This window comes from Asanoa sp. NPDC050611, from assembly GCF_040654855.1.
Lineage (GTDB): Bacteria > Actinomycetota > Actinomycetes > Mycobacteriales > Micromonosporaceae > Asanoa.
This window is the reverse complement of record NZ_JBFAIU010000139.1, coordinates 1-18,084: the sequence shown is the minus strand read 5'-3', so window position 1 is coordinate 18,084 and position 18,084 is coordinate 1. Positions and strand designations below refer to the sequence as shown.

Genomic DNA, 18,084 nt, shown 5'->3' with positions numbered 1-18,084 from the left:
GACCCCCGGTCGACCGGCGCCGCGGAGCGAGTCGGCTGGGTCGCGGGCCCAGGCTGGGCCGGCACCGGGTGGTCGGAAACAGCAGCCTCGTCCCGCTCCGGATCGTCGATCCCGGGCACCAGCCCGTCCGAAGACTCCGGGAGCTCTCCCGTGTCAGCGTCGTCGACCGAGTCCGCGCCGTCCCCGGAAGGAACCGCCGCCGGTGTGCCGGGCGTCCACGCGAACACCAGCCCCGCACCGATGATGCCGAAGATCAGGCCAAGGAAGAACCCGCCCAGGTTGACGCCGATCAGCGAGAACACGGCCGTCACCACGGCGACGATCGCGTAGAACATCCGTTGTGCCGGGCTCGCCCACGACAGCACGCCGCAGGCGATCAGGATCACGGGGATCAGCCAGGAGAGGAACCCGGTCGGGCCGAGCTGGAAGCTCAACCCGCCCAGGCTCATCTGCGTGGTCAGGAAGATCTCCACACCGCTGAGGATCACGAACAGGCCGCCCCAGAACGGGCGGGTTCGGCGCCAGCGGCGGAAGCCGCGCCAGGCCCGGCCCGCGAAACCGGGCCGGACGTGGGTCGGGCTAGACGGCAGGCTCATCCTCGAAACATTCCTTGGCGTCGGCGCCGACGTTGACCTTCAGGCGCAGGCCCGTGAGGGTGAACGTGCCGGCCGAGGTCGACCAGGCGGTCTGCTTGAGGTCATTGATGACGACGCGGTCGGCCTGCTGGCCGAACGAGCCCGCTTGGCCCTTCGAGTTGGCCTTGTTCAGCGTGCCGGCGTCCCGGCCGATCTCGATGTTGGTGAAGGTGGCGTCGCCCTGCAGCTCGGTCATGTCGATGAGCATGTTGCTGGCCCGGGCGGGCTTGCCGTTGCCGCCGGCGTTGATGGTCAGCACGACCGGCATGCCAGGCACCTTGACCGACTGGCACAGGTTCGTCAGCGTCGCGCGGTTGATGCCGGACACCGCGACCGGGTGGTCGTTGCCCTTGCCGTCCTCGACGATGCTGCCGTACTGGACGAAGCCGTCGCCCACCAGCTTGTCCGCCGACACCTTGAAGGTCTGGCCGGACACCGCGAACGACGCCGCGATGGCGCCGCTGCTCATGCCGAAGACGACGAAGCCGACTGCCGCCAAGGCGGGCAGGGTGAGCGCGGCGAACCGCCGCCAGCGGGTCCGTCCCCGCGTTGTTTCAAGGGGTTCCGACACGGTTCCTCCTACGCGCGTTACTCACTGGTAACCGAGAACGGACCGATGGTGCTCCTGTGCGACTGGCCTCACAAGACACCGGTTACCCGGCGGTAACAGCAATGTGGCCCGAAACAACCGACTGCGATCAAGATCGACGCCGCGAAACCCCACAAAGGAGGGCAGACCATGCCAGCGTTCGTACGCTGCGTGACAAGCACATCGATGTGTCACGATTTGATAACGGCGACGGCCGAAACCGTTTGGGCCGTAGGCTGCACGGCGTGTCTGGGCTGACCGTCCGCCGGGTCGCGCCGGCCTCCACCCGCACCCGGCGGATCGCCAAAGCCGGTGCCGCGGTCGCGATCGCCGGCGCCCTGACCAACGTGCTCGGCTACCTCGTCCCGGTGATCGGCGCCCGTCAGCTCAGCAGCGCCGACCTCAGCGCGCTGGCCACCGTGCTCGGTCTCGCCGCGATCGCGTCGGTGCCGGGCCTCGGGCTGCAGATCGCGATCGCCGTGCACCGCGCCCGCAACGGCGCCGCGTCGACCGCCCGGATCAGCCTGGTGACCACCGCCGTCAGCGCCGGCGGGCTGCTGGTCCTCACGCCCGCGGTGGTGCCGGTGCTCGACCTGCCGGTGCAATACCCGCTGCTGGCCGTGCTCGCCACCGTGCCCACCGTCTACGCCGGTCGCCGGCTCGGCGAGATGCAGGGCGACCAGCGCTTCCTGCGCCTCGCGGCCGGGATGGTGATGCTCGCGGTCGGCCGCTACGGCGGGCTGATCGCCGCGCTGCTCGCCGGCGCCGGCCTCACCACGTCACTCGTGGCCGGTGCCGTGGTCGCCTGGCTCGTGCCGCCGATCCTGCTCGTCCTGTGCCACAGCCGGAAGCCACCCGTCGCCGACGCGATCAGCGGCCGCGAGGTCCTGACCGCCTGCTCGGCGTCCCTGGCCATGCTCGTCATCGCCTGGGCCGACCTGCTGCTCGCCCGCTACCTGCTGCCGGCCGACACCTCCGGCGCGTACTCCGTCGGCACGGTGTTGACCAAGGGCGCGCTGTGGGCTCCGCAGGTCGTGACCGTGCTCGCCCTGCCCCGGCTGGCCCAGGGCAACCGCCGCGCCCTGCGCCTCGCGCTGCTGATGGTCGCCGCGTGCGGCGCGGTCCTGGTCGCCGCGTCCGCGCTGTTCGGCGGCTTCGCGTTCCGGGTCGCCGGCGGCCCGGACTACACCCATCTCGGCCACTACGCCGCGGTCTTTGCCGCCACCGGCGCCGTCTACGCGCTGGTGTTCGTGCTGGTCAACGACCGGGTCGCCACCGGCACCAAGCGGGCGGCGGCGCCGGTCTGGGTGGCCTGCGGCGCCCTGGTCGTCGTCGCCGAGTTCTTCGCGCCGCACTCGCTGGAGGGCGTCATGTGGAGCGCGCTCGGCGCCGCGCTTCTCGCCCTCGCACTCTGCACGATCGGGAGGACCAAGCGTTGACCGTCGCCATCAGGCCCGAGACCCCGGACGACGCGGCAGCGGTCCGCGAGATCCACGCCGGCGCGTTCGGGGACGACCTGGTGCCGCGCCTGGTCGACCAGTTGCGGCTGCGGCCGGCGGCGTTGCCGCCGAGCGGCTACGTCGCCGTGGTCGACGGTGCGCTCGCCGGCCACGTGCTGCTCACCCACTCCTGGCTGGACGCCCCGCGGAAGCTGGTCGACGTCCTGGTGCTGTCACCGCTCGGCGTGCTGCCCCAACACCAGCGCCGCGGGCTCGGCACGCTGCTCGTGGCCAAGGCGATCGAGGCCGCCGACCAGAGCGGAGCGCCGCTGCTGTTCCTGGAAGGTGACCCGGCCTACTACCGCGAGCGCGGTTTCCAGCCGGGCGGGCCGCTCGGCTTCCGCAAGCCGAGCCTGCGCATCCCGGACGCCGCGTTCCAGGTCGTCAAGCTGAGCGCGTACGAGCCGTGGATGACCGGCACCGTGGTGTACGCGGAAACGTTCTGGGCACTGGACTGCGTGGGCCTGCGCGACCCTCAGGCCTGACACACCGGGCACCAGTAGGAGTTGCGCCCCGCCAGCCCGGCCCGCGCCACCGGCGTGCCGCAGATCAGGCAGGGCTGACCGGTCCGCCGGTAGACGTAGACCTCGCCACCGTGCCGGTCCACCCGCGGCGCCCGCCCCATCGCCTCCGGCAGGTGCTGACTGTGCACGGTGTCGATCCGGCCCAGGACGACCCCTTCGGCCATCAGCCCGCGCAGGTCCGTCCACAGGGCGAGGACCTGGTCCGCGGAGAGCGACCGCCCCGGCCGGGTCGGCCCGATCCCTGCCCGGAAGAGCACCTCGCTCGTGTAGACCAGCCCGGACCCCGCGATGATCGACTGGTCCAGCAGCAGGGCCGCGATCGCCGCGCCGCTGCGGACGATCCGCGCGACCGCCGCGGCAGGGGAAGCGTCCGGTCGCAACGGGTCGGCGCCGAGCCGCGCCCGCAGCGCGTCGACCTCGGGCGGCAGCAGCACCGAACAGTCCGTCGGCCCGCGCAGGTCCAGCCAGTGCCCGCCGCCGACCATCCGCATCCGCACCTGCCCGACCGGCGGTGGTGGCTCGCCGGCGCCGTCGGTCACCGTGCCGTAGAGGCCGAGGTGCACGTGCACGGTCGAGCCGTCGGCGTAGTGGTGGAGCAGATGCTTCCCGTGCGCCTCGGTCCCGGTCAGCAACGTCCCGGAGAGCAGCGCCGCGCCTTCCGCGAACCGCCCCTGCGGGCTGCTCAGGTCGATCTTGTGCCCGACGAACAGCTCACGGTGCCGGGCCGCCAGGCGATGGATCGTGTGACCTTCCGGCATCGCTACCTCAGGGTGCGTCGGGCGCCGCCTCGGCCGCGGGCGACGGGGTGCCGGTCGGCCCCCCGCTGACCGTAGCCGTAGCCGTGATCTCCTTCGTCGCCACGGGGCCACCGCCGACCGTCGACAACAGGTAGGTGTGCTTCGCGGTCTCGCCGGGGCCCCAGTCGCCGCAGGGGAAGGACAGGGTCTCCGAGCCGGACGCGCCGTAGCTCTTGTAGACGCCCGGGCCGTCGACTGAGAGCGTGACCTTGTCGGTGCCGGTCACCTTCCACTCGACGACGACCTCGCGCCCGTTGGGCCATTGCCCGGACGGGCACCTCGGCGTCTGCTTGACCCGGAAGTACGAGATCCAGGGATCCTTCCGCTGCTCGCCACCACCGCCGTCGTTGCCGCCGGACGGCTCCTTGGTGGTCGGCGCCGGGGTCGGGCTCACGTCGGCGTCCGTCGGCGTGTCCTCGCCGATCACATAGGACTTGGGCGTCGGCGTGCCGGACGCCAGGTCGGTGCCGGGCTTGTCGCCGCAGGCCGACAACAGCGCCGCCGTCGCGGCGGCGATCAGCACGAGCGGGATCCGGAAGGTCCTCATGGCACACCACGCTACGAACCGATAGAGCTGGGCGAATCCCGCTTTCGTGCCGCGTCACCGTCGCGTTCCCGACGACCGCCCGATCCGGTTACTCCGGGACCTTGACCCGACCCTCGGCCGCCGCGAGCGCGATGTCGCGCCTGATCACCGCGCCGGCCATCGTGACCCGGTCGACGAGGGCGTACGCGGCGTCCCGGGCGGCCGCGAGGTCGACGCCGGTCGCGGTCACCGAGAGCACCCGTCCCCCGGCGGTGACCAGGTCACCGGAGGAGGAGCGCGCGGTGCCCGCGTGGATGAACCCGGCGCCCTCGGCACCGGTGATCACGTCGCCGGACCGCGACGACTCGGGATAGCCGGCCGACGCGATCACGACGGTCACCGCCGCCCCCGGCCGCCAGCGCAACGGCGGCTCCGCCGCGAGCGTGCCGGTCGCCGCCGCCCGGAGCAGCCCGGCCAACGGCGTCTCCAGCATGGCGAGCACGACCTGCGTCTCCGGGTCGCCGAACCGGGCGTTGAACTCGATCACACGCGGACCGGTCCGGGTCAACGCCAGACCGACGTAGAGCAGCCCGGCGAACGGTCGCCCGCGCCGCCGCATCTCGGCCAGCGTCGGGTGGACGACCTGCTCCAACACGTCCGGTACGAGCGACGGCGGCGCCCACGGCAGCGGCGTGTACGCCCCCATGCCGCCGGTGTTCAGCCCGGTGTCGCCCTCGCCGATCCGCTTGAAGTCCTGCGCGGGCTGCAGCGGCACCGCCGTCTCGCCGTCGGTGACCACGAACAACGAGACCTCGGGCCCGGCGAGGTATTCCTCGATCACCACCCGGCCGCAGGCCGCGGCGTGCGCCAGCGCGGCGTCCCGGTCGTCCGTGACCAGGACGCCCTTGCCGGCCGCCAGCCCGTCGTCCTTGACCACGTACGGCGCGCCGAACCGGTCCAGCGCCGCGGCGACCTCGTCGAGGTCGGTGGTCGACACCGAGCCTGCGGTCGGCACACCCGCGGCGTGCATGACGTCCTTCGCGAAGGTCTTGGAGCCCTCGATCTCGGCGGCCGCCGCGGTCGGGCCGAAGCACGGGATGCCCTTGGCCCGCACCGCGTCGGCGACCCCCGCCACGAGCGGCGCCTCCGGGCCGACCACGACCAGGTCCGCGCCGACCTCGACGGCCAGCGCGGCCACCGCGTCGGGGTTCATCGCGTCGACCGGACGCAGCTCGGCGACCTCGGCGATGCCCGGGTTGCCGGGCGCCGCGATCAGCGTGACGCCGGGCGAGGAAGCGAGACCGATGGCGAGGGCGTGCTCACGCCCACCACTACCAATGAGAAGAACGCGCACGATGTCCGATCCTAGGCGGTACGCAGAAGCTCGTGCCGCACGACGTTCTCCTCGCGGCCCGGTCCCACTCCGATGACCGACACCTGGGCACCGCAGAGCTGCTCGATCCGCTCCACGTAGGACCGCGCCGCGGGCGGCAGCTCGGCGAACGAGCGCGCCTTGGAGATGTCCTCCCACCAGCCGTCGTGCTCCTCGTAGACCGGCACGGCGTGGTGGAAGTCCGTCTGCGACATCGGCATGTCGGAGTGGATCTCGCCATTGATCTCGTAACCGACGCAGATCGGCACCTTCTCCAGCCCGGTCAGCACGTCGAGCTTGGTGATCACCAGGTCGGTGATGCCGTTGAGCCGCACCGCGTAGCGCGCGACCACCGCGTCGAACCAGCCGCAGCGGCGCTCGCGACCGGTCGTCGTGCCGTACTCGGCACCGATCTTGCGCAGGTGCGCGCCGTTCTCGTCGAACAGCTCCGTGGGGAAGGGCCCGGAGCCGACCCGGGTGGTGTACGCCTTGGCAACGCCGATCACCTGGGTGACCTTGGTCGGCGGGATGCCGGCGCCGACGCAGGCGCCACCCGCGGTCGGGTTGGACGACGTCACGAACGGATAGGTGCCGTGGTCCATGTCGAGCATGGTGGCCTGGGCGCCCTCCATCAGCACGATCTCGCCGCGGTCCAGCGCCGACCAGAGGATCTCGCGGGTCTCGGCGATGTACGGGCGCAGCCGCTCGGCGTACGCCAGGTATTCCTCGACCACCGCGTCCGCGTCGATCGCCTTGCGGTTGTAGACCTTGAACAGGGTCTGGTTCTTCTCCCGCAGGGTCAGCTCGAGCTTCTTCCGCAGGATGCCCGGGTCGAGCAGGTCCTGCACCCGGATGCCCATCCGCGCGACCTTGTCGCCGTAGGCGGGACCGATCCCCCGGCCCGTGGTGCCGATCCGCGCCGAGCCGAGGTAGCGCTCGACGACGCGGTCCAGTGCCCGGTGGTGCGGCATGATCAGGTGCGCGTCGCCGGAGATGCGCAGGCGGGACACGTCCACGCCACGCTCCGCGAGCCCGTCGATCTCGGCCAGCAGCACCTTCGGGTCGATCACGACGCCGTTGCCGATGACGATCACGGCGTTCGGCGAGAGAGCACCGGACGGCATCAGGTGCAGCGCGTACTTCTGCCCGTCCGGGGTGATCACCGTGTGTCCGGCGTTGTTGCCGCCCGAGTACCGGACCACGTAGTCGACCTGCCCGCCAAGCAGGTCGGTAACCTTGCCTTTGCCCTCGTCGCCCCACTGCGCGCCGAGAAGCACTATCGCTGGCATCTTTCGACCGCCTCCACGGGGCCCGGGTGCCAGGGTGGCGACCACTTGGCGAGCCCGAAGTGTCAGGCTAACAACAAACCGGAGAACCATTTTGTACGACGTGGTGCTGCTGACCCTTGCCGAAGGGGCTGGTGCGGCGTGTTGCGGCGCGGACAGCTGTGACTCGCACGCCAAGGCCGACACCCTGCGCGCGCCGGTTCGGGCGTGTCTGGACGCGCTCCGCGCCGCCGGTGCCCGGGTCGAGACGGTCACCGCGCACGCCGACAAGGACATCGACGCCGTCCTGGCCCGGTTCGACGGCCCCGCCCGCGAGGACGGCCTGACCTGGCCCGAGGCCGACAGCAAGACCCGGCTGGTGGTGGCCATCGCCACCGACGGTCAGTTGCGGCACGTCGTGCGGCGGCTGGTCCGCCGGTACGCGCCACCGCCCAGCCGCCGGCCCGCGGACCTCGCCGACAACCGGACCGTGCCCGACCTGCCGGCGCTGGCCGTGCTGCCGATGGGCCCGGCCTCCGCCGACCTGGTGGCGCAACTCGGCCTGCCGCGCGACCCGGCCGCGGTGGCGGCGGCCGCACTCGGCGGCGCGGTGCGGCGGGTCGACCTGCTGCGCACCGACGCAGGCTCGGTCACCCTCGACGGCGCGCTGATCGGCGGCCAGGCCGAGGGGCAGCTCGGAAGCTGGCGCGGCCGGGTCGAGGTCGACGACGCGGTGCTCACCAACGGCGACGACCCGGTGCTGGCCTGCGCGGTCGGCAACGCCGGCGGCTACGCCGAGCTCGACGGTCTGCCGTTGCTGACCGGCGCCGACCCGACCTCCGGGCAGATCGAGGTCGCCGTCGCCGTGCCGGTCGTGTCGCGGTCGCTGCTCGGCAAGGCCAAGGTCCGCGTCGAGGTGCGCCGCGCCCGCGGGCGGGCGGTTGCCGTGCTGCCGCGGGACGGCGAGATCCCGTTCGTCGACGACGGCGTCGCGGGCAACCTGACCCGGAAACGATCGTGGTGGATCGAGCCGGGAGCGTGGGCCGTCTATACGGGCTGACCTCCAGCCGCCAACTCGCCTTACTCTTGGGGCTGGTGTGACGGATGTTGATGGAGGTGACCACTGTGGTTGACGATTCGGACCGGGTCTACCGGCCCAACGGCAACGGCTCGGCGCAGTGGCACGGCGCCGGTCAGCCGTGGCCGCCGGACGAGCCCGCGACCGGGTCGACCGACCACGACGGCGACGACCTGGTGCACGGCGGCCCGCCGGTGCCGCCACCGCCACCCCCGATCCGAGTGCCGGCGCCGCCCGCGCCCCCGCCGATCAACCGGCCGGGCATGGCCGCGCCGGCACAGCCGGGCGCCTTCCCGCCAGGGGCCTTCGCACCGCAGTCCACGCACCACCACCGCCCGCCCGCCCCACCACCACCACCGCCGCACAACGCCGGCTCGGCCCCGCGACCGCCTCATCCAGGCCAACCTCCCGCTCCACCGGCACCGCCCCACCACGGTGTTCCGGCCGCGCAACACGGCCAACCTGCCGCTACGCCGCCGCCCCACGCCGCTGGACCCGCTGCTCGGGCACCGCATGGCCCAGGACCACACGGCGCAGATGCCGCCGTTCCGGCATCGCACCAGACCGGACCCGGTGGACACCCGCCCCACGAGACCGACGCGGGCGCATCGCCGCCGCACCAGACCGGCGACGCGGCTCCGCCGCCGTCGCATCAGATGCCAGCCGCTGCCCCGCCGCGCCCCGCCGCGGCGCCGCCCCATCAGGCGGCACCGGCGGCGAGCAACGGCGACGGTCCGCGGCCGATGGCAGACCAGCCGCCCGCGGACCAGTCCGCCGCGGTGCCGATGCAGCGCTCCGCCGACGGGCAGGTCGCCGGCACGCCCTGGGCACAGCCGCCGCAACGCCCGCCGACCACGGCACCGCAGCCGGCGGAGGGGCCCGCGGCGCACCCGACCGCCGCCTACCCGGTCACCCCACCGCCGCGCCCCGTCGCGGCCGAGCCGGCCGCGCAGCCGGACCCGCCACCCGTACAGCACCAGGAGATCGCGCCCGGGGTCGTCGAGGTGCCGCAGCAGGGCGTCTACCGGATGCCGACCCCGTCCATGCCGCCCGCGACCGCGAGCCCGCGCGCCGAGTGGGCGCCTGACGGTGCCGTGCCGACCGCCGACGACTTCGCGCGCCGCCGGGCCATGCGCGCGCCGGACCCCGTCGCCACGAGCGGCGTGCGGGCCGTGCTCAACAGATCGTCGATGGGCCTCGTCAAGCTGCCGCCGGGCGCCCACGAGCGGGAGCGGCGCCAGGAGATCGACACCATCCGCCGCAACTTCGGCGGCCTGCGCCAGGTCACCGTGGTCAACCCGAAGGGCGGCGCGGGCAAGACCGTGGCGATCCTGCTGCTGGCGATGACGTTCGGGCAGAAGCGCGGCGGCTACGTGCTGGCCTGGGACAACAACGAGACCCAGGGCACCCTCGGCATGCGCGCCCAGCAGGACTTCCACAACCGCACCGTGCGGGACCTGCTGCGCGACCTCGCCCAGTTCCGCGGTGCGCAGGGGCGGGTCGGTGACCTCTCGCAGTACGTACGCGCACAGGGCGAGGGCATGTTCGACGTGCTGGCCTCGGACGAGTCCGCCACGGCCGGCGAGATGCTCACGGCCGCGGCCTTCGCGCACATCCGCGACGTGGTCAGCCGCTTCTACAAGTTGATCTTCGTGGACACCGGCAACAACGTACGCGCGCAGAACTGGCAGGCCGCGATCGACGCGACCGACCAGCTCGTGGTGACGATGTCGGCCCGCAACGACTCCGCCGAGACCGCCGCCCGCATGCTCGACCACCTCGAGCAGACCGGCCGCCACCGCCTGGTCCGGCAGGCCGTCACCGTGGTGTCGATGCCGCCGTCCCGCCGCGAGATCGACCTGCCGCCGATCGAGAGCCACTTCGCCGCGCGCACGCGGTCGGTGCTGCTCGCGCCCTACGAGCGGTTGATCGACACGGGCGAGCCGCTGCGGTACGCCGGCCTGAGCCGGGAGACCCGCGACGCCTGGCTGAAGATCGCCGCCGCCGTCGCCGAAGGCCTTTAGCCCAGGGCGTCGGCCGCCGCCGGGTCGCAGTCGCGGACGAACTGGGCGCACCGCGCGGCCTCGTCGGACTCACCGATCTGGTCGGCGGCCCGGGAGAGCACGTAGAGGCTGTGCAGGAAACCCCGGTTGCCCTCGTGGGACCACGGCACCGGGCCGTGCCCCTTCCAGCCGTTGCGGCGGAGCTGGTCCAGGCCGCGGTGGTAGCCGGTGCGGGCGTAGGCGTACGCGGTCACCGCGTGGCCGTGGTCGATGGCCCGCTGGGCCAGCGCCGCCCAGGCCGCGCTCGACGTCGGGTGCGCGGCCGCGGCCCGCTCGTAGGCGGCCTCGCTGCCGTCCTTCGCGGCCGCCTCCAGGGCGGCCTCCGCCGCCTCGTCGACCGGGAGCAAGGTCGCCGGCGGCTCGGGCATGAGGTTCTGCATCTGCACATTCAACCGTGACCGTCCCGGCAGACGGTGGCGCAACGACTGAGGCTTTCGTCACGCGTGCGGCTCTCGCGTACGTTGTCTTGCGTGCCGACCCCACCCCCCGCCGACATCGTCGCCCTGCCCGACTCGACCCCCGACGAGATCGAGTCCCGGGCCGAGCTCGACCACCACCTCCGCCGCCGCAGCCTGGCCGGCCTGACCGTGCAGGGCCTGCGCCTCGACCTGGACCCGATCCCGGAGCTGGCCGGCGTCGACCTGACCGGCACGCTGTTCGTCGGCTGCCGGTTCGAGACCCCCGAGATCGAGGCCGCGCTGGTGCTGCGCGGTGCGCACGTGATTCCCGGCTTCCCGGCATTGCCGTACCCGAGCCACCCGTCCCGGCTCTACACCCCGGCGGACCTGTCGGCCGGGTTCGCCGAGGGCGGTTTCGCCGGCATGTACGACACGGTGGTCTACGCGCACTTCCGCGCGGCGGGCGGCGCGACGCCGGACGTCCGGGAGGCGCTGGCGCAGCGGCTGCACGACCACGCGATCGACAACGGCCTGGCCGACCTGACGAAAACCTGGATCGCCGGGCACGGCGCCGACACGGTGGTCGGCGTGATGGGTGGCCACGCCGTGCCGCGCGGATCGGCGGCGTACCGGCTGGCCGCGACCCTCGGCTGGGAGCTGACCCGGGCGGGCCAGCTCGTGGTCACCGGCGGCGGCCCGGGCGTGATGGAGGCCGCCAACCTCGGTTCGTTCCTGTCCACGCGGCCGGCCGAGGACCTGACCGGCGCGATCGACGAGCTGGCGGTCGCGCCCGACTTCCTCGACCACGACCCGTTCACCGCCGCGGCGCTGCGGGTGCGCGAGCGGTTCGCGCCGGCCGGCGACGACTGGGCGCGGCAGGGCGGCCTGGCGATCCCGACCTGGCTGTACGGCCACGAGCCGGCCAACCTGTTCGCGGGCCGGATCGCGAAGTATTTCTCCAACGCGATCCGCGAGGACATGATCCTGCGCCTGGCCCGCGGCGGCATCGTCTTCGCACCGGGCCGGGCCGGCACGGTCCAGGAGGTCTTCCAGGCGGCGACCAAGACCTTCTACGGCACGGACGGCGCGAGCGGCGCGTACGTGTTCCTGGACAGCGCCTACTGGACGAAGACGCTCCCGATCGAGGCCCTGCTCCGCCCGCTGATGGCGCTGTCCCGCTTCGGCGACCTGTCGGACACCATCCACGTCACCGACGACGTGCAGGAAGCCGTGCGGGTGCTGACCAAGCCGGCCTAGTCGCCCTGCCGGGACCGCGGCAGGCAGCACTTCTTGTACTTGGCTCCCGAACCGCACCAGCAGGCGTCGTTGCGGGCCGGCGGCCACGGCACGCCCACACCCCGGTCGGCGAGCTCCTCGGCGTAGTCGTAGGCCACGTCGTCCACCGGGTCGTCGCCGCGCCCGGCCACGAGCGCGGCCAGCTCGTCGGCCGAGCCGGGGACGATACCGCGGGCGGTCGTGATGCCGGCCTCCACGACCATCGCCAGGATCCGCTCGATGTCGGCGCGATGGTCGTCCCAGGTCGGCCCGCAGCTTTCCGCCACGTCCGGCAGACGCTCGGCCAGGCGGTCGAACTCGGTGGCGGTGAAGAAGAGGACTGGCCCGCTCAGCGCCGCGGTCAGCTCGGCGCGGTGCTCCTCCTCGGCCGCCGCCTCCAGCTCTTCGGCCATCTCGTCCAGCGAGTCGTGCGGCAGGCCCAGCTCGTGCCGCACGGCGTGCCGCGCGGTGACCAGCGCGTACATGATCTCGGTGGCCAGCTCACCGGCCTCGTCGAGCTCGTCGGTCTCGGGCAGTGCCGCGCGCGCCTCGTCGACGGCCGACGTCAGCCATTCGTGCGCGGTGTCGCCGCGACCGCCGGCCACCAGCGCCTCGGCGATCTCCGCCGCGGCGTCCGGGTCGCTGGTCAGCAGCGGGCGCAGCGGCGTCAGCTCGGCCATCGCCTCGTCGGCGCGGTCGAGTAGGAACAACAGCCGGGCCCGGAACATCAGCACGAGATCGGGTGCCGAGCCGTGCGCGCGGTGCGCGTCGGCCGTGCGGTCGGTCAGGGCGAGGCTGCCGGCCAGGTCCTCGGCCTGGAACAGCAGCTCGGCGGCCAGGCCCAGCGCGATGACGTCGTCCTGCGGGTCGGCCAGCCGGCCCTCGTCGACCACGGCCACCAGCTCGGCCGCGCCGGCCGTCGGCTCACCGCGCTCGGCGGCCTCCTCGGCGAGCTGGTCCAGTTCGTCAGCGCTCAGGGCGGAAGCGACGGGCACGCGACACCTCGTTACTCGAACCGAAAGGCCGGCCCCGCGATTCGGGGCCGGCCTTTCGTGCGGACTGAATTACTTCGACAGGGTCGTGCCGGTCGAGCGCAGGTCCTCGCAGGCCAGGGCGACCCGCTTGGCGAGGCCCTCCTCGGCCGACTTGCCCCAGGAGCGCGGGTCGTAGGTCTTCTTGTTGCCGACCTCGCCGTCGATCTTGAGGACGCCGTCGTAGTTCTTGAGCATGTGGTCGGCCACCGGGCGCGTGAACGCGTACTGCGTGTCGGTGTCGATGTTCATCTTGACCACGCCGTAGTCGAGCGCCTCGCGGATCTCCGAGAGCAGCGAGCCCGAGCCGCCGTGGAAGACCAGCGACAGCGGCTTCTCCTTGCCGGTGCGGGCGCCGACCGCGTCCTGGATCTCCTTGAGGATCTCCGGACGGAGCTTGACGTTGCCCGGCTTGTAGACGCCGTGCACGTTGCCGAAGGTCAGCGCCGCCATGTAGCGGCCCTTCTCGCCGAGGCCGAGCTTGTCGACCATGGCGAGGCCGTCTTCGACGGTCGTGTAGAGCTTGTGGTTGATCGCGTTCTCGACGCCGTCTTCCTCGCCGCCGACCACGCCGACCTCGATCTCGAGCACGACGTGCGCCGCGGCCGCCTCGGCGAGCAGCTCCTCGGCGATGTCGAGGTTCTCGTCGAGCGGCACGGCCGAGCCGTCCCACATGTGCGACTGGAACAGCGGCCCCTCGCCCCGACCGACCCGCTCCTTGGAGATGGCGAGCAGCGGCCGGACGTACTTGTCGAGCTTGTCCTTGGGGCAGTGGTCCGTGTGCAGGGCGATGTTGACGTTGTAGTTCTTGGCGACCTCGTGCGCGTAGGCGGCGAGCGCCACGGCGCCGGTGACCATGTTCTTGACCGTGGGCCCGGAGAGGTATTCGGCACCGCCGGTCGAGACCTGGATGATGCCGTCGCTCTCCGCCTCGGCGAAACCGCGCAGGGCCGCGTTGAGCGTCTGCGACGAGGTGACGTTGATTGCGGGGTACGCGAACGCGCCGGCCTTGGCGCGATCGAGCATTTCGGCGTACACCTCGGGCGAAGCGATGGGCATGTCTGCCGCTCCTTGTCTAATCCGGTCACGGATGCCGGACCGCGCTGTCCTCCACCTGGCAGTATTCCGCAACCGCCGAACCGCCCGACAAGCAGGTCAGTCGCGGTCCCCGCGGGGCTCAGGGACGATCAGGCTCAACACCCAGCTCACCACCGCCATCACGATGGCTCCCCAGAACGCGGGCCAGAAACCGTCGATGAAGAACGGCAGGTCGAACTGGTGACCGATCCAGTCGGTGAGCAGGAAGAGGAGCGCGTTGACGACGAGGGCGATCAACCCGAGCGTCAGGATGTAGAAAACGCACCCGACGACCTTGATGATCGGTTTGAGGACCGCGTTGACGACCCCGAAGATGACCGCCACGACGAGTACGGTCAGCGCGGTGCGGCCGGCGTTGCTGCCGCCGACGTCGATACCGGGCACGACCAGCGCCGTGATCCACAGGGCGATCGCGTTGATGACCACCCGGATCAGCATTCCCATGGCACCCATCGTGGCACCGGCCCGCATCAGCCGTTGTCCCGAGGGTTTGGCGCGGTGACCGACTGGGCAACCGGCAGCCGCCGTACGGTGAACAGGAAGGGAGGCGGCGCCCGATGACCCAGCCCGACGAGCGTGACCCGGAAGCGCCCGAAGCCGACGCCACCGAGCAGGCCACCCCGGCGGAGCCCGACAACGAGCCCGACGACGACGCGGTCCGGGTAGGCCCGGACGTGCCCGAGGCCGACGCGGTCGAACAGGCTCGCGCGGTCGGCCCGGAGGACGACTACCGCTAGCGCACGGCCCGGGGGTTCGCCTGGGCCCACTCGGTCAGCCGGTTCTCCTTGATCGCGGCGAACACCGGAGCGCTGAGCGCCGGATCGAGCCGCTGGTACGAGACCCGGTCGATGGTGATGCCCCGGAAGTTCGACCCGATGTCGACCGACCTGACCGTGTCGACCCCGGCGGCCACCTGCAGCAACCGGGGGGTGCTGATCCCGGTGCCGGCCACGTCGATCCCGGCCGAGGCGGCCTGCACCACGCGGGCGAGCCGGACCGGGTCGTTGACGTCCCCGGCGAGCAGGCCCCGCACGAACGCGCGCCCGTTGGCGTCCCGGTCGTAGGCGCCGTGCGGCAGGCCGTAGCGCTGGCGGAGCAGGTCGACCATGCTCCGGCCGTCGAGCCGCTGGCAGCCCGCGGGGAACACCCGGCCGGAGTGCCGCGACGACACCTCCTGGTCCACGCAGATCTCGACGCCGCCCAGCGCGTCGGTCACCGCCCGCAGGCCGGAATAGCGCACGGTCACCGTCGCGTCGATCGGGAGCCCGGTGGCCGCGGTGATCGTGCCGGCGGTCAGCTCGGCACCCGCGCCCGGGTCCGGAGCCGCGTCGCGGCGCTCGCTGCCGTAGTAGAACGTCTCACCGAGCCGGGCCCGGCCCCGCCCGGGGATCTCCACGAGCAGGTCGCTCGGCAACGACACCAGGTAGGCGGTGTGGCTGGCGGCCGGCACGTGCGCGAGCAGCACGGTGTCGGCCCGGTAGCTGCGGCCGCCGTCGTCGTCGACGCCGAGCACGGCCACCGTGAGCGGACGGTCCATGGTCTGCGCGCCGCCGGGCAGGAACGTGTCGCCGACGAACGGCGGCTGCACCGCGTCGCGGAACGCGAACGGCAGCGACAGGGCGGCGGCGACCGCGAGCGTCGCGCCGGCCAGCCGCCGGGTCAGCCGGCGTTGCCGGCGACGGCGGCGCACCGCGCGATCGATGGCCTCGCGCAGCGGCGCCGACGACGGCGCGAGTGTCTCGTGCCGCTCGAACGTCTCGCGCAGTTGCTCTTCGATCATGGGGTCTCCACCAGCTCGGCCCGCAGCGTCGCGAGCGCACGCGAGATCGACGACCGGACCGTGCCGACCGCACACCCGAGGATCTCGGCGATCTCGGCGTCGGGCAGGTCCTCGTAGTAACGCAGCACCAGGGCCGCGCGTTGCGCCTTCGGCAACCGGGCCAGCCAGCTCCAGATCTGGTCTCGGTCCGCGGTGGCCTGGGCGTGGTCGACGGGTACGACCCGCGCCGCCTCGTCCGGCTCGGCGCGCAGCAGCACCCGGCGCAACCAGGAACCGCGCCGCCAGTCGAGGTACTGGTTGGTGATCATCCGGCGGACGTACCGCTCGGGCGCGTCGGCGCGCACCACCTTCCGCCAGTTGAGCTGGACCCGGACCATCGTCTCCTGCACGAGGTCCTGTGCGAGGTGCGGGTCACCGCACAGCATCACGGCGTACCGGAGCATGTTGCCGAGTTGCACATCGGCGAACTCCTCGTACGTCAGCGTCACAGGTACCTCCGGGGTGGCTCTGCCAGGACGACGCGCACTGGCACCGAAACCGCTGCGAAGATCACCGATATTCAGCCGTTCGGCCAGACTACCGGCCGGGCTATCGCGGTCTTGATCTCCGCTGACTAAGCTGCGCGTCGATCCCTGGGGAGGACGCCGGATGGGCAGCCGTGTCACGCGCCAGCTCGCCGCCGGATGCGGTGCGGTGGTCGCCGCGCTCGTCTTCGCCGCGCCGCCGGCCCTGGCCGCCCCCGAGGACATCGCGATCGACATGCGCGACGTGACCGTCGCCGACGGGCATCCGGGCGTGGTCGCGGGCGTGATGCTGGTCTCCGCCGAGCCGGTCGTGCTCGACGACGTCGTGGTCACCTACGACTTCAGCGCGCTGGCCGGTCAGGTCGAGGTCGTGGCGCCGGCCGGGGCGCCCTGCTCCCTTGTGGAGCCGACGATCCTGGCCTGCGACCGGGAGCAGGTCCGGCTGGGCAGCGGGCCGCTGTCCGGGCAGTTCGACGTGGTCGTCCGCGCGGTCGACGGCGCCGAGGTCGGCGAAGGACCGCTGCAGGTGGGCGTCCGCGCCGCCGGGCTCCGGCCCGTCTTCACCGGCTCGTGGGTGCGCGTCGGCGCCGCTGTCGACCTCGTCGCCGGCCCCGCGACCGAGCTGAGCCGGCGCCCCGGCGAGACGTTCTCACTCCCGCTGCGGGTCGATGTCGCCGGCGCGACCGCGGTGGAAGGGCCGAGGGTCTACTTCACCGACGCGTACGCGTTCCACGCCACCCGCAAGTTCTCCAACTGCGTCTACGTGGAGGACCGGCTCCGCAACTGCTGGTTCGACGCGACGTTCCCGCCCGGCGCCGAGTACACCGCGGTGCTGCCGTTCGCCCTCGGCACGGACACCGCGGCGCCCGGCACGAAGACGGTCGAGGCGCTCTGGCTCACCGCCGCCGAGGCGGAGGACTATGAGGCGTTCCTCGCCGGCCACGGCTACTCCGGCGGCGAGCCGGGCACCGAGGGCGAGCTGACGCTGACGCCGGAGCTCCTGCTGCGGGCCGCCAACCAGGCCGACACCGTGCCGGCCAACAACCGCACCTCGCTGTCGGTCACGGTGACCGGCCACAACGGACTGGACCTCGCCGCGTCCGGTGCGGCGGTGCACGGCGCCGTCGGCGAGCGGCGACCGGTCACGGTCGGCTTCCGCAACCACGGCCCGGCCGCGGCGGAGCGGCCCGACGGCGAGGCGGCCACCGTCGACATCACGATCCCGTCGGGCACGACCGCGACCGCCGTGTCGCCTGAATGCGCGCCGCTGACCGACCTGGGCGCCGCCGGCCTGCCCGGCGCGGCCGCCTACCGCTGCCGGCCCGGCCCGCTCGTCCGGCCCGACTTCACCGTCGAGTTCGCCTTCGAGTTGCGCATCGACCGGGCGCACCCGACCGACGGCGCGGTGCGGCTGTCCGACACCGGCGACCTCGACGCGACCAACGACCAGGCCGCGATCACGGTCAACCGCGCCACTCCCGCGCTACCGCCGGCCGCCCGCCGCGGCCTGCCCATCACGGGCGCGCCGGCCGGCACCCTCGCGGGCATCGGCGCCCTCCTGATCGTCGGCGGCGCCTGCGCCGTCGCCCTGGCGCGGATCGGCGCCAGGTAGCACACCGTTCGGAACGCC

At 72.8% G+C, this 18,084-nt stretch carries 19 protein-coding genes; 7 read left to right on the top strand and 12 right to left on the bottom strand.

What is annotated here, in order from left to right; genetic code table 11:
• The coding region (locus tag AB0H87_RS21715) for a DUF6114 domain-containing protein (RefSeq protein ID WP_360148304.1) at positions 1–596 on the bottom strand (596 nt) is incomplete at its 3' end.
• Entirely contained in the window at positions 580–1,206 is a 627-nt protein-coding gene (locus AB0H87_RS21710; RefSeq protein ID WP_360148301.1) for a DUF6230 family protein, read from the bottom strand. The genes AB0H87_RS21715 and AB0H87_RS21710, both read right to left, overlap by 17 nt.
• Before the next feature lie 263 nt (positions 1,207–1,469).
• Here AB0H87_RS21710 and AB0H87_RS21705 point away from each other — a divergent pair, with 263 nt between their 5' ends.
• On the top strand, positions 1,470–2,663 hold the full coding sequence (locus AB0H87_RS21705; RefSeq protein ID WP_360148298.1) for a polysaccharide biosynthesis protein: 1,194 nt from the start codon (positions 1,470–1,472) through the stop codon (positions 2,661–2,663).
• Entirely contained in the window at positions 2,660–3,208 is a 549-nt protein-coding gene (locus AB0H87_RS21700) for an N-acetyltransferase (protein ID WP_360148295.1), read from the top strand. The genes AB0H87_RS21705 and AB0H87_RS21700 overlap by 4 nt, the downstream gene beginning before the upstream one ends.
• On the opposite strand, the gene AB0H87_RS21695 is transcribed toward AB0H87_RS21700, so the two are convergent.
• The 4 genes from AB0H87_RS21695 to AB0H87_RS21680 all read right to left on the bottom strand — a co-directional run bounded on the left by AB0H87_RS21695 (position 3,199) and on the right by AB0H87_RS21680 (position 7,231).
• Entirely contained in the window at positions 3,199–4,005 is an 807-nt protein-coding gene (locus AB0H87_RS21695) for a zinc finger domain-containing protein (protein ID WP_360148292.1), read from the bottom strand. The two genes, AB0H87_RS21700 and AB0H87_RS21695, sit on opposite strands and share 10 nt — an antisense overlap.
• A 7-nt stretch (positions 4,006–4,012) precedes the next feature.
• Positions 4,013–4,591: a hypothetical protein gene (locus AB0H87_RS21690; RefSeq protein WP_360148289.1), complete on the bottom strand. Its 579-nt coding sequence runs from the start codon at positions 4,589–4,591 to the stop codon at positions 4,013–4,015.
• Between the two features lie 88 nt (positions 4,592–4,679).
• Positions 4,680–5,924: a phosphoribosylamine--glycine ligase gene (purD, locus tag AB0H87_RS21685; RefSeq protein ID WP_360148286.1), complete on the bottom strand. Its 1,245-nt coding sequence runs from the start codon at positions 5,922–5,924 to the stop codon at positions 4,680–4,682.
• A gap of 11 nt (positions 5,925–5,935) precedes the next feature.
• A complete protein-coding gene (locus AB0H87_RS21680; RefSeq protein ID WP_360148283.1) occupies positions 5,936–7,231 on the bottom strand; it encodes an adenylosuccinate synthase in 1,296 nt (431 codons plus the stop codon).
• Positions 7,232–7,322: 91 nt separating this feature from the next.
• On the opposite strand from AB0H87_RS21680, the gene AB0H87_RS21675 reads away from it, so the two are divergent.
• Together AB0H87_RS21675 and AB0H87_RS21670 are read left to right on the top strand one after the other, a co-directional pair.
• Complete coding sequence (locus AB0H87_RS21675) at positions 7,323–8,267, top strand: diacylglycerol kinase family protein (RefSeq protein WP_360148280.1); 945 nt, start codon at positions 7,323–7,325, stop codon at positions 8,265–8,267.
• Between the two features lie 50 nt (positions 8,268–8,317).
• A complete protein-coding gene (locus AB0H87_RS21670) occupies positions 8,318–10,309 on the top strand; it encodes a chromosome partitioning protein (RefSeq protein ID WP_360148277.1) in 1,992 nt (663 codons plus the stop codon).
• Here AB0H87_RS21670 and AB0H87_RS21665 read toward each other — a convergent pair.
• Entirely contained in the window at positions 10,306–10,728 is a 423-nt protein-coding gene (locus AB0H87_RS21665) for a DUF3151 domain-containing protein (protein ID WP_360148274.1), read from the bottom strand. The two genes, AB0H87_RS21670 and AB0H87_RS21665, sit on opposite strands and share 4 nt — an antisense overlap.
• 90 nt (positions 10,729–10,818) lie before the next feature.
• Here AB0H87_RS21665 and AB0H87_RS21660 point away from each other — a divergent pair, with 90 nt between their 5' ends.
• A complete protein-coding gene (locus tag AB0H87_RS21660) occupies positions 10,819–12,003 on the top strand; it encodes a hypothetical protein (RefSeq protein ID WP_360148271.1) in 1,185 nt (394 codons plus the stop codon).
• On the opposite strand, the gene AB0H87_RS21655 is transcribed toward AB0H87_RS21660, so the two are convergent.
• From AB0H87_RS21655 to AB0H87_RS21645, 3 genes are all read right to left on the bottom strand, one after another.
• On the bottom strand, positions 12,000–13,016 hold the full coding sequence (locus AB0H87_RS21655; RefSeq protein ID WP_360148268.1) for an SEC-C domain-containing protein: 1,017 nt from the start codon (positions 13,014–13,016) through the stop codon (positions 12,000–12,002). The genes AB0H87_RS21660 and AB0H87_RS21655 overlap by 4 nt on opposite strands.
• Before the next feature lie 69 nt (positions 13,017–13,085).
• Positions 13,086–14,111 carry a class II fructose-bisphosphate aldolase gene (gene fbaA, locus AB0H87_RS21650; RefSeq protein WP_360148265.1) on the bottom strand — a complete coding sequence of 342 codons (1,026 nt, stop codon included), beginning with the start codon at positions 14,109–14,111 and terminating at the stop codon, positions 13,086–13,088.
• 96 nt (positions 14,112–14,207) lie between these two features.
• Complete coding sequence (locus AB0H87_RS21645; RefSeq protein WP_360148262.1) at positions 14,208–14,594, bottom strand: phage holin family protein; 387 nt, start codon at positions 14,592–14,594, stop codon at positions 14,208–14,210.
• A gap of 113 nt (positions 14,595–14,707) precedes the next feature.
• Here AB0H87_RS21645 and AB0H87_RS21640 point away from each other — a divergent pair, with 113 nt between their 5' ends.
• Positions 14,708–14,887: a hypothetical protein gene (locus AB0H87_RS21640; RefSeq protein WP_360148259.1), complete on the top strand. Its 180-nt coding sequence runs from the start codon at positions 14,708–14,710 to the stop codon at positions 14,885–14,887.
• Here the strand turns inward: AB0H87_RS21640 and AB0H87_RS21635 are convergent.
• A complete protein-coding gene (locus tag AB0H87_RS21635; RefSeq protein ID WP_360148256.1) occupies positions 14,884–15,930 on the bottom strand; it encodes an LCP family protein in 1,047 nt (348 codons plus the stop codon). The genes AB0H87_RS21640 and AB0H87_RS21635 overlap by 4 nt on opposite strands.
• Positions 15,927–16,418, bottom strand: coding sequence for a SigE family RNA polymerase sigma factor (locus tag AB0H87_RS21630; RefSeq protein WP_360148253.1), 492 nt, complete (start codon positions 16,416–16,418; stop codon positions 15,927–15,929). The genes AB0H87_RS21635 and AB0H87_RS21630 overlap by 4 nt, the downstream gene beginning before the upstream one ends.
• Before the next feature lie 160 nt (positions 16,419–16,578).
• Here AB0H87_RS21630 and AB0H87_RS21625 point away from each other — a divergent pair, with 160 nt between their 5' ends.
• Complete coding sequence (locus AB0H87_RS21625) at positions 16,579–18,066, top strand: hypothetical protein (RefSeq protein WP_360148250.1); 1,488 nt, start codon at positions 16,579–16,581, stop codon at positions 18,064–18,066.
• Positions 18,067–18,084 lie beyond the last annotated feature (18 nt).

Coding starts and splice junctions, on each gene's coding strand:
- AB0H87_RS21695 (WP_360148292.1), bottom strand. CDS start 4,005: ATGCCGGAAGGTCACACGATCCATCGCCTGGCGGCCCGGCACCGTGAG.
- AB0H87_RS21690 (WP_360148289.1), bottom strand. CDS start 4,591: ATGAGGACCTTCCGGATCCCGCTCGTGCTGATCGCCGCCGCGACGGCG.
- AB0H87_RS21680 (WP_360148283.1), bottom strand. CDS start 7,231: ATGCCAGCGATAGTGCTTCTCGGCGCGCAGTGGGGCGACGAGGGCAAA.
- AB0H87_RS21670 (WP_360148277.1), top strand. CDS start 8,318: ATGGAGGTGACCACTGTGGTTGACGATTCGGACCGGGTCTACCGGCCC.
- AB0H87_RS21665 (WP_360148274.1), bottom strand. CDS start 10,728: ATGCAGAACCTCATGCCCGAGCCGCCGGCGACCTTGCTCCCGGTCGAC.
- fbaA (WP_360148265.1), bottom strand. CDS start 14,111: ATGCCCATCGCTTCGCCCGAGGTGTACGCCGAAATGCTCGATCGCGCC.
- AB0H87_RS21645 (WP_360148262.1), bottom strand. CDS start 14,594: ATGGGAATGCTGATCCGGGTGGTCATCAACGCGATCGCCCTGTGGATC.
- AB0H87_RS21640 (WP_360148259.1), top strand. CDS start 14,708: ATGACCCAGCCCGACGAGCGTGACCCGGAAGCGCCCGAAGCCGACGCC.
- AB0H87_RS21635 (WP_360148256.1), bottom strand. CDS start 15,930: ATGATCGAAGAGCAACTGCGCGAGACGTTCGAGCGGCACGAGACACTC.
- AB0H87_RS21625 (WP_360148250.1), top strand. CDS start 16,579: ATGGGCAGCCGTGTCACGCGCCAGCTCGCCGCCGGATGCGGTGCGGTG.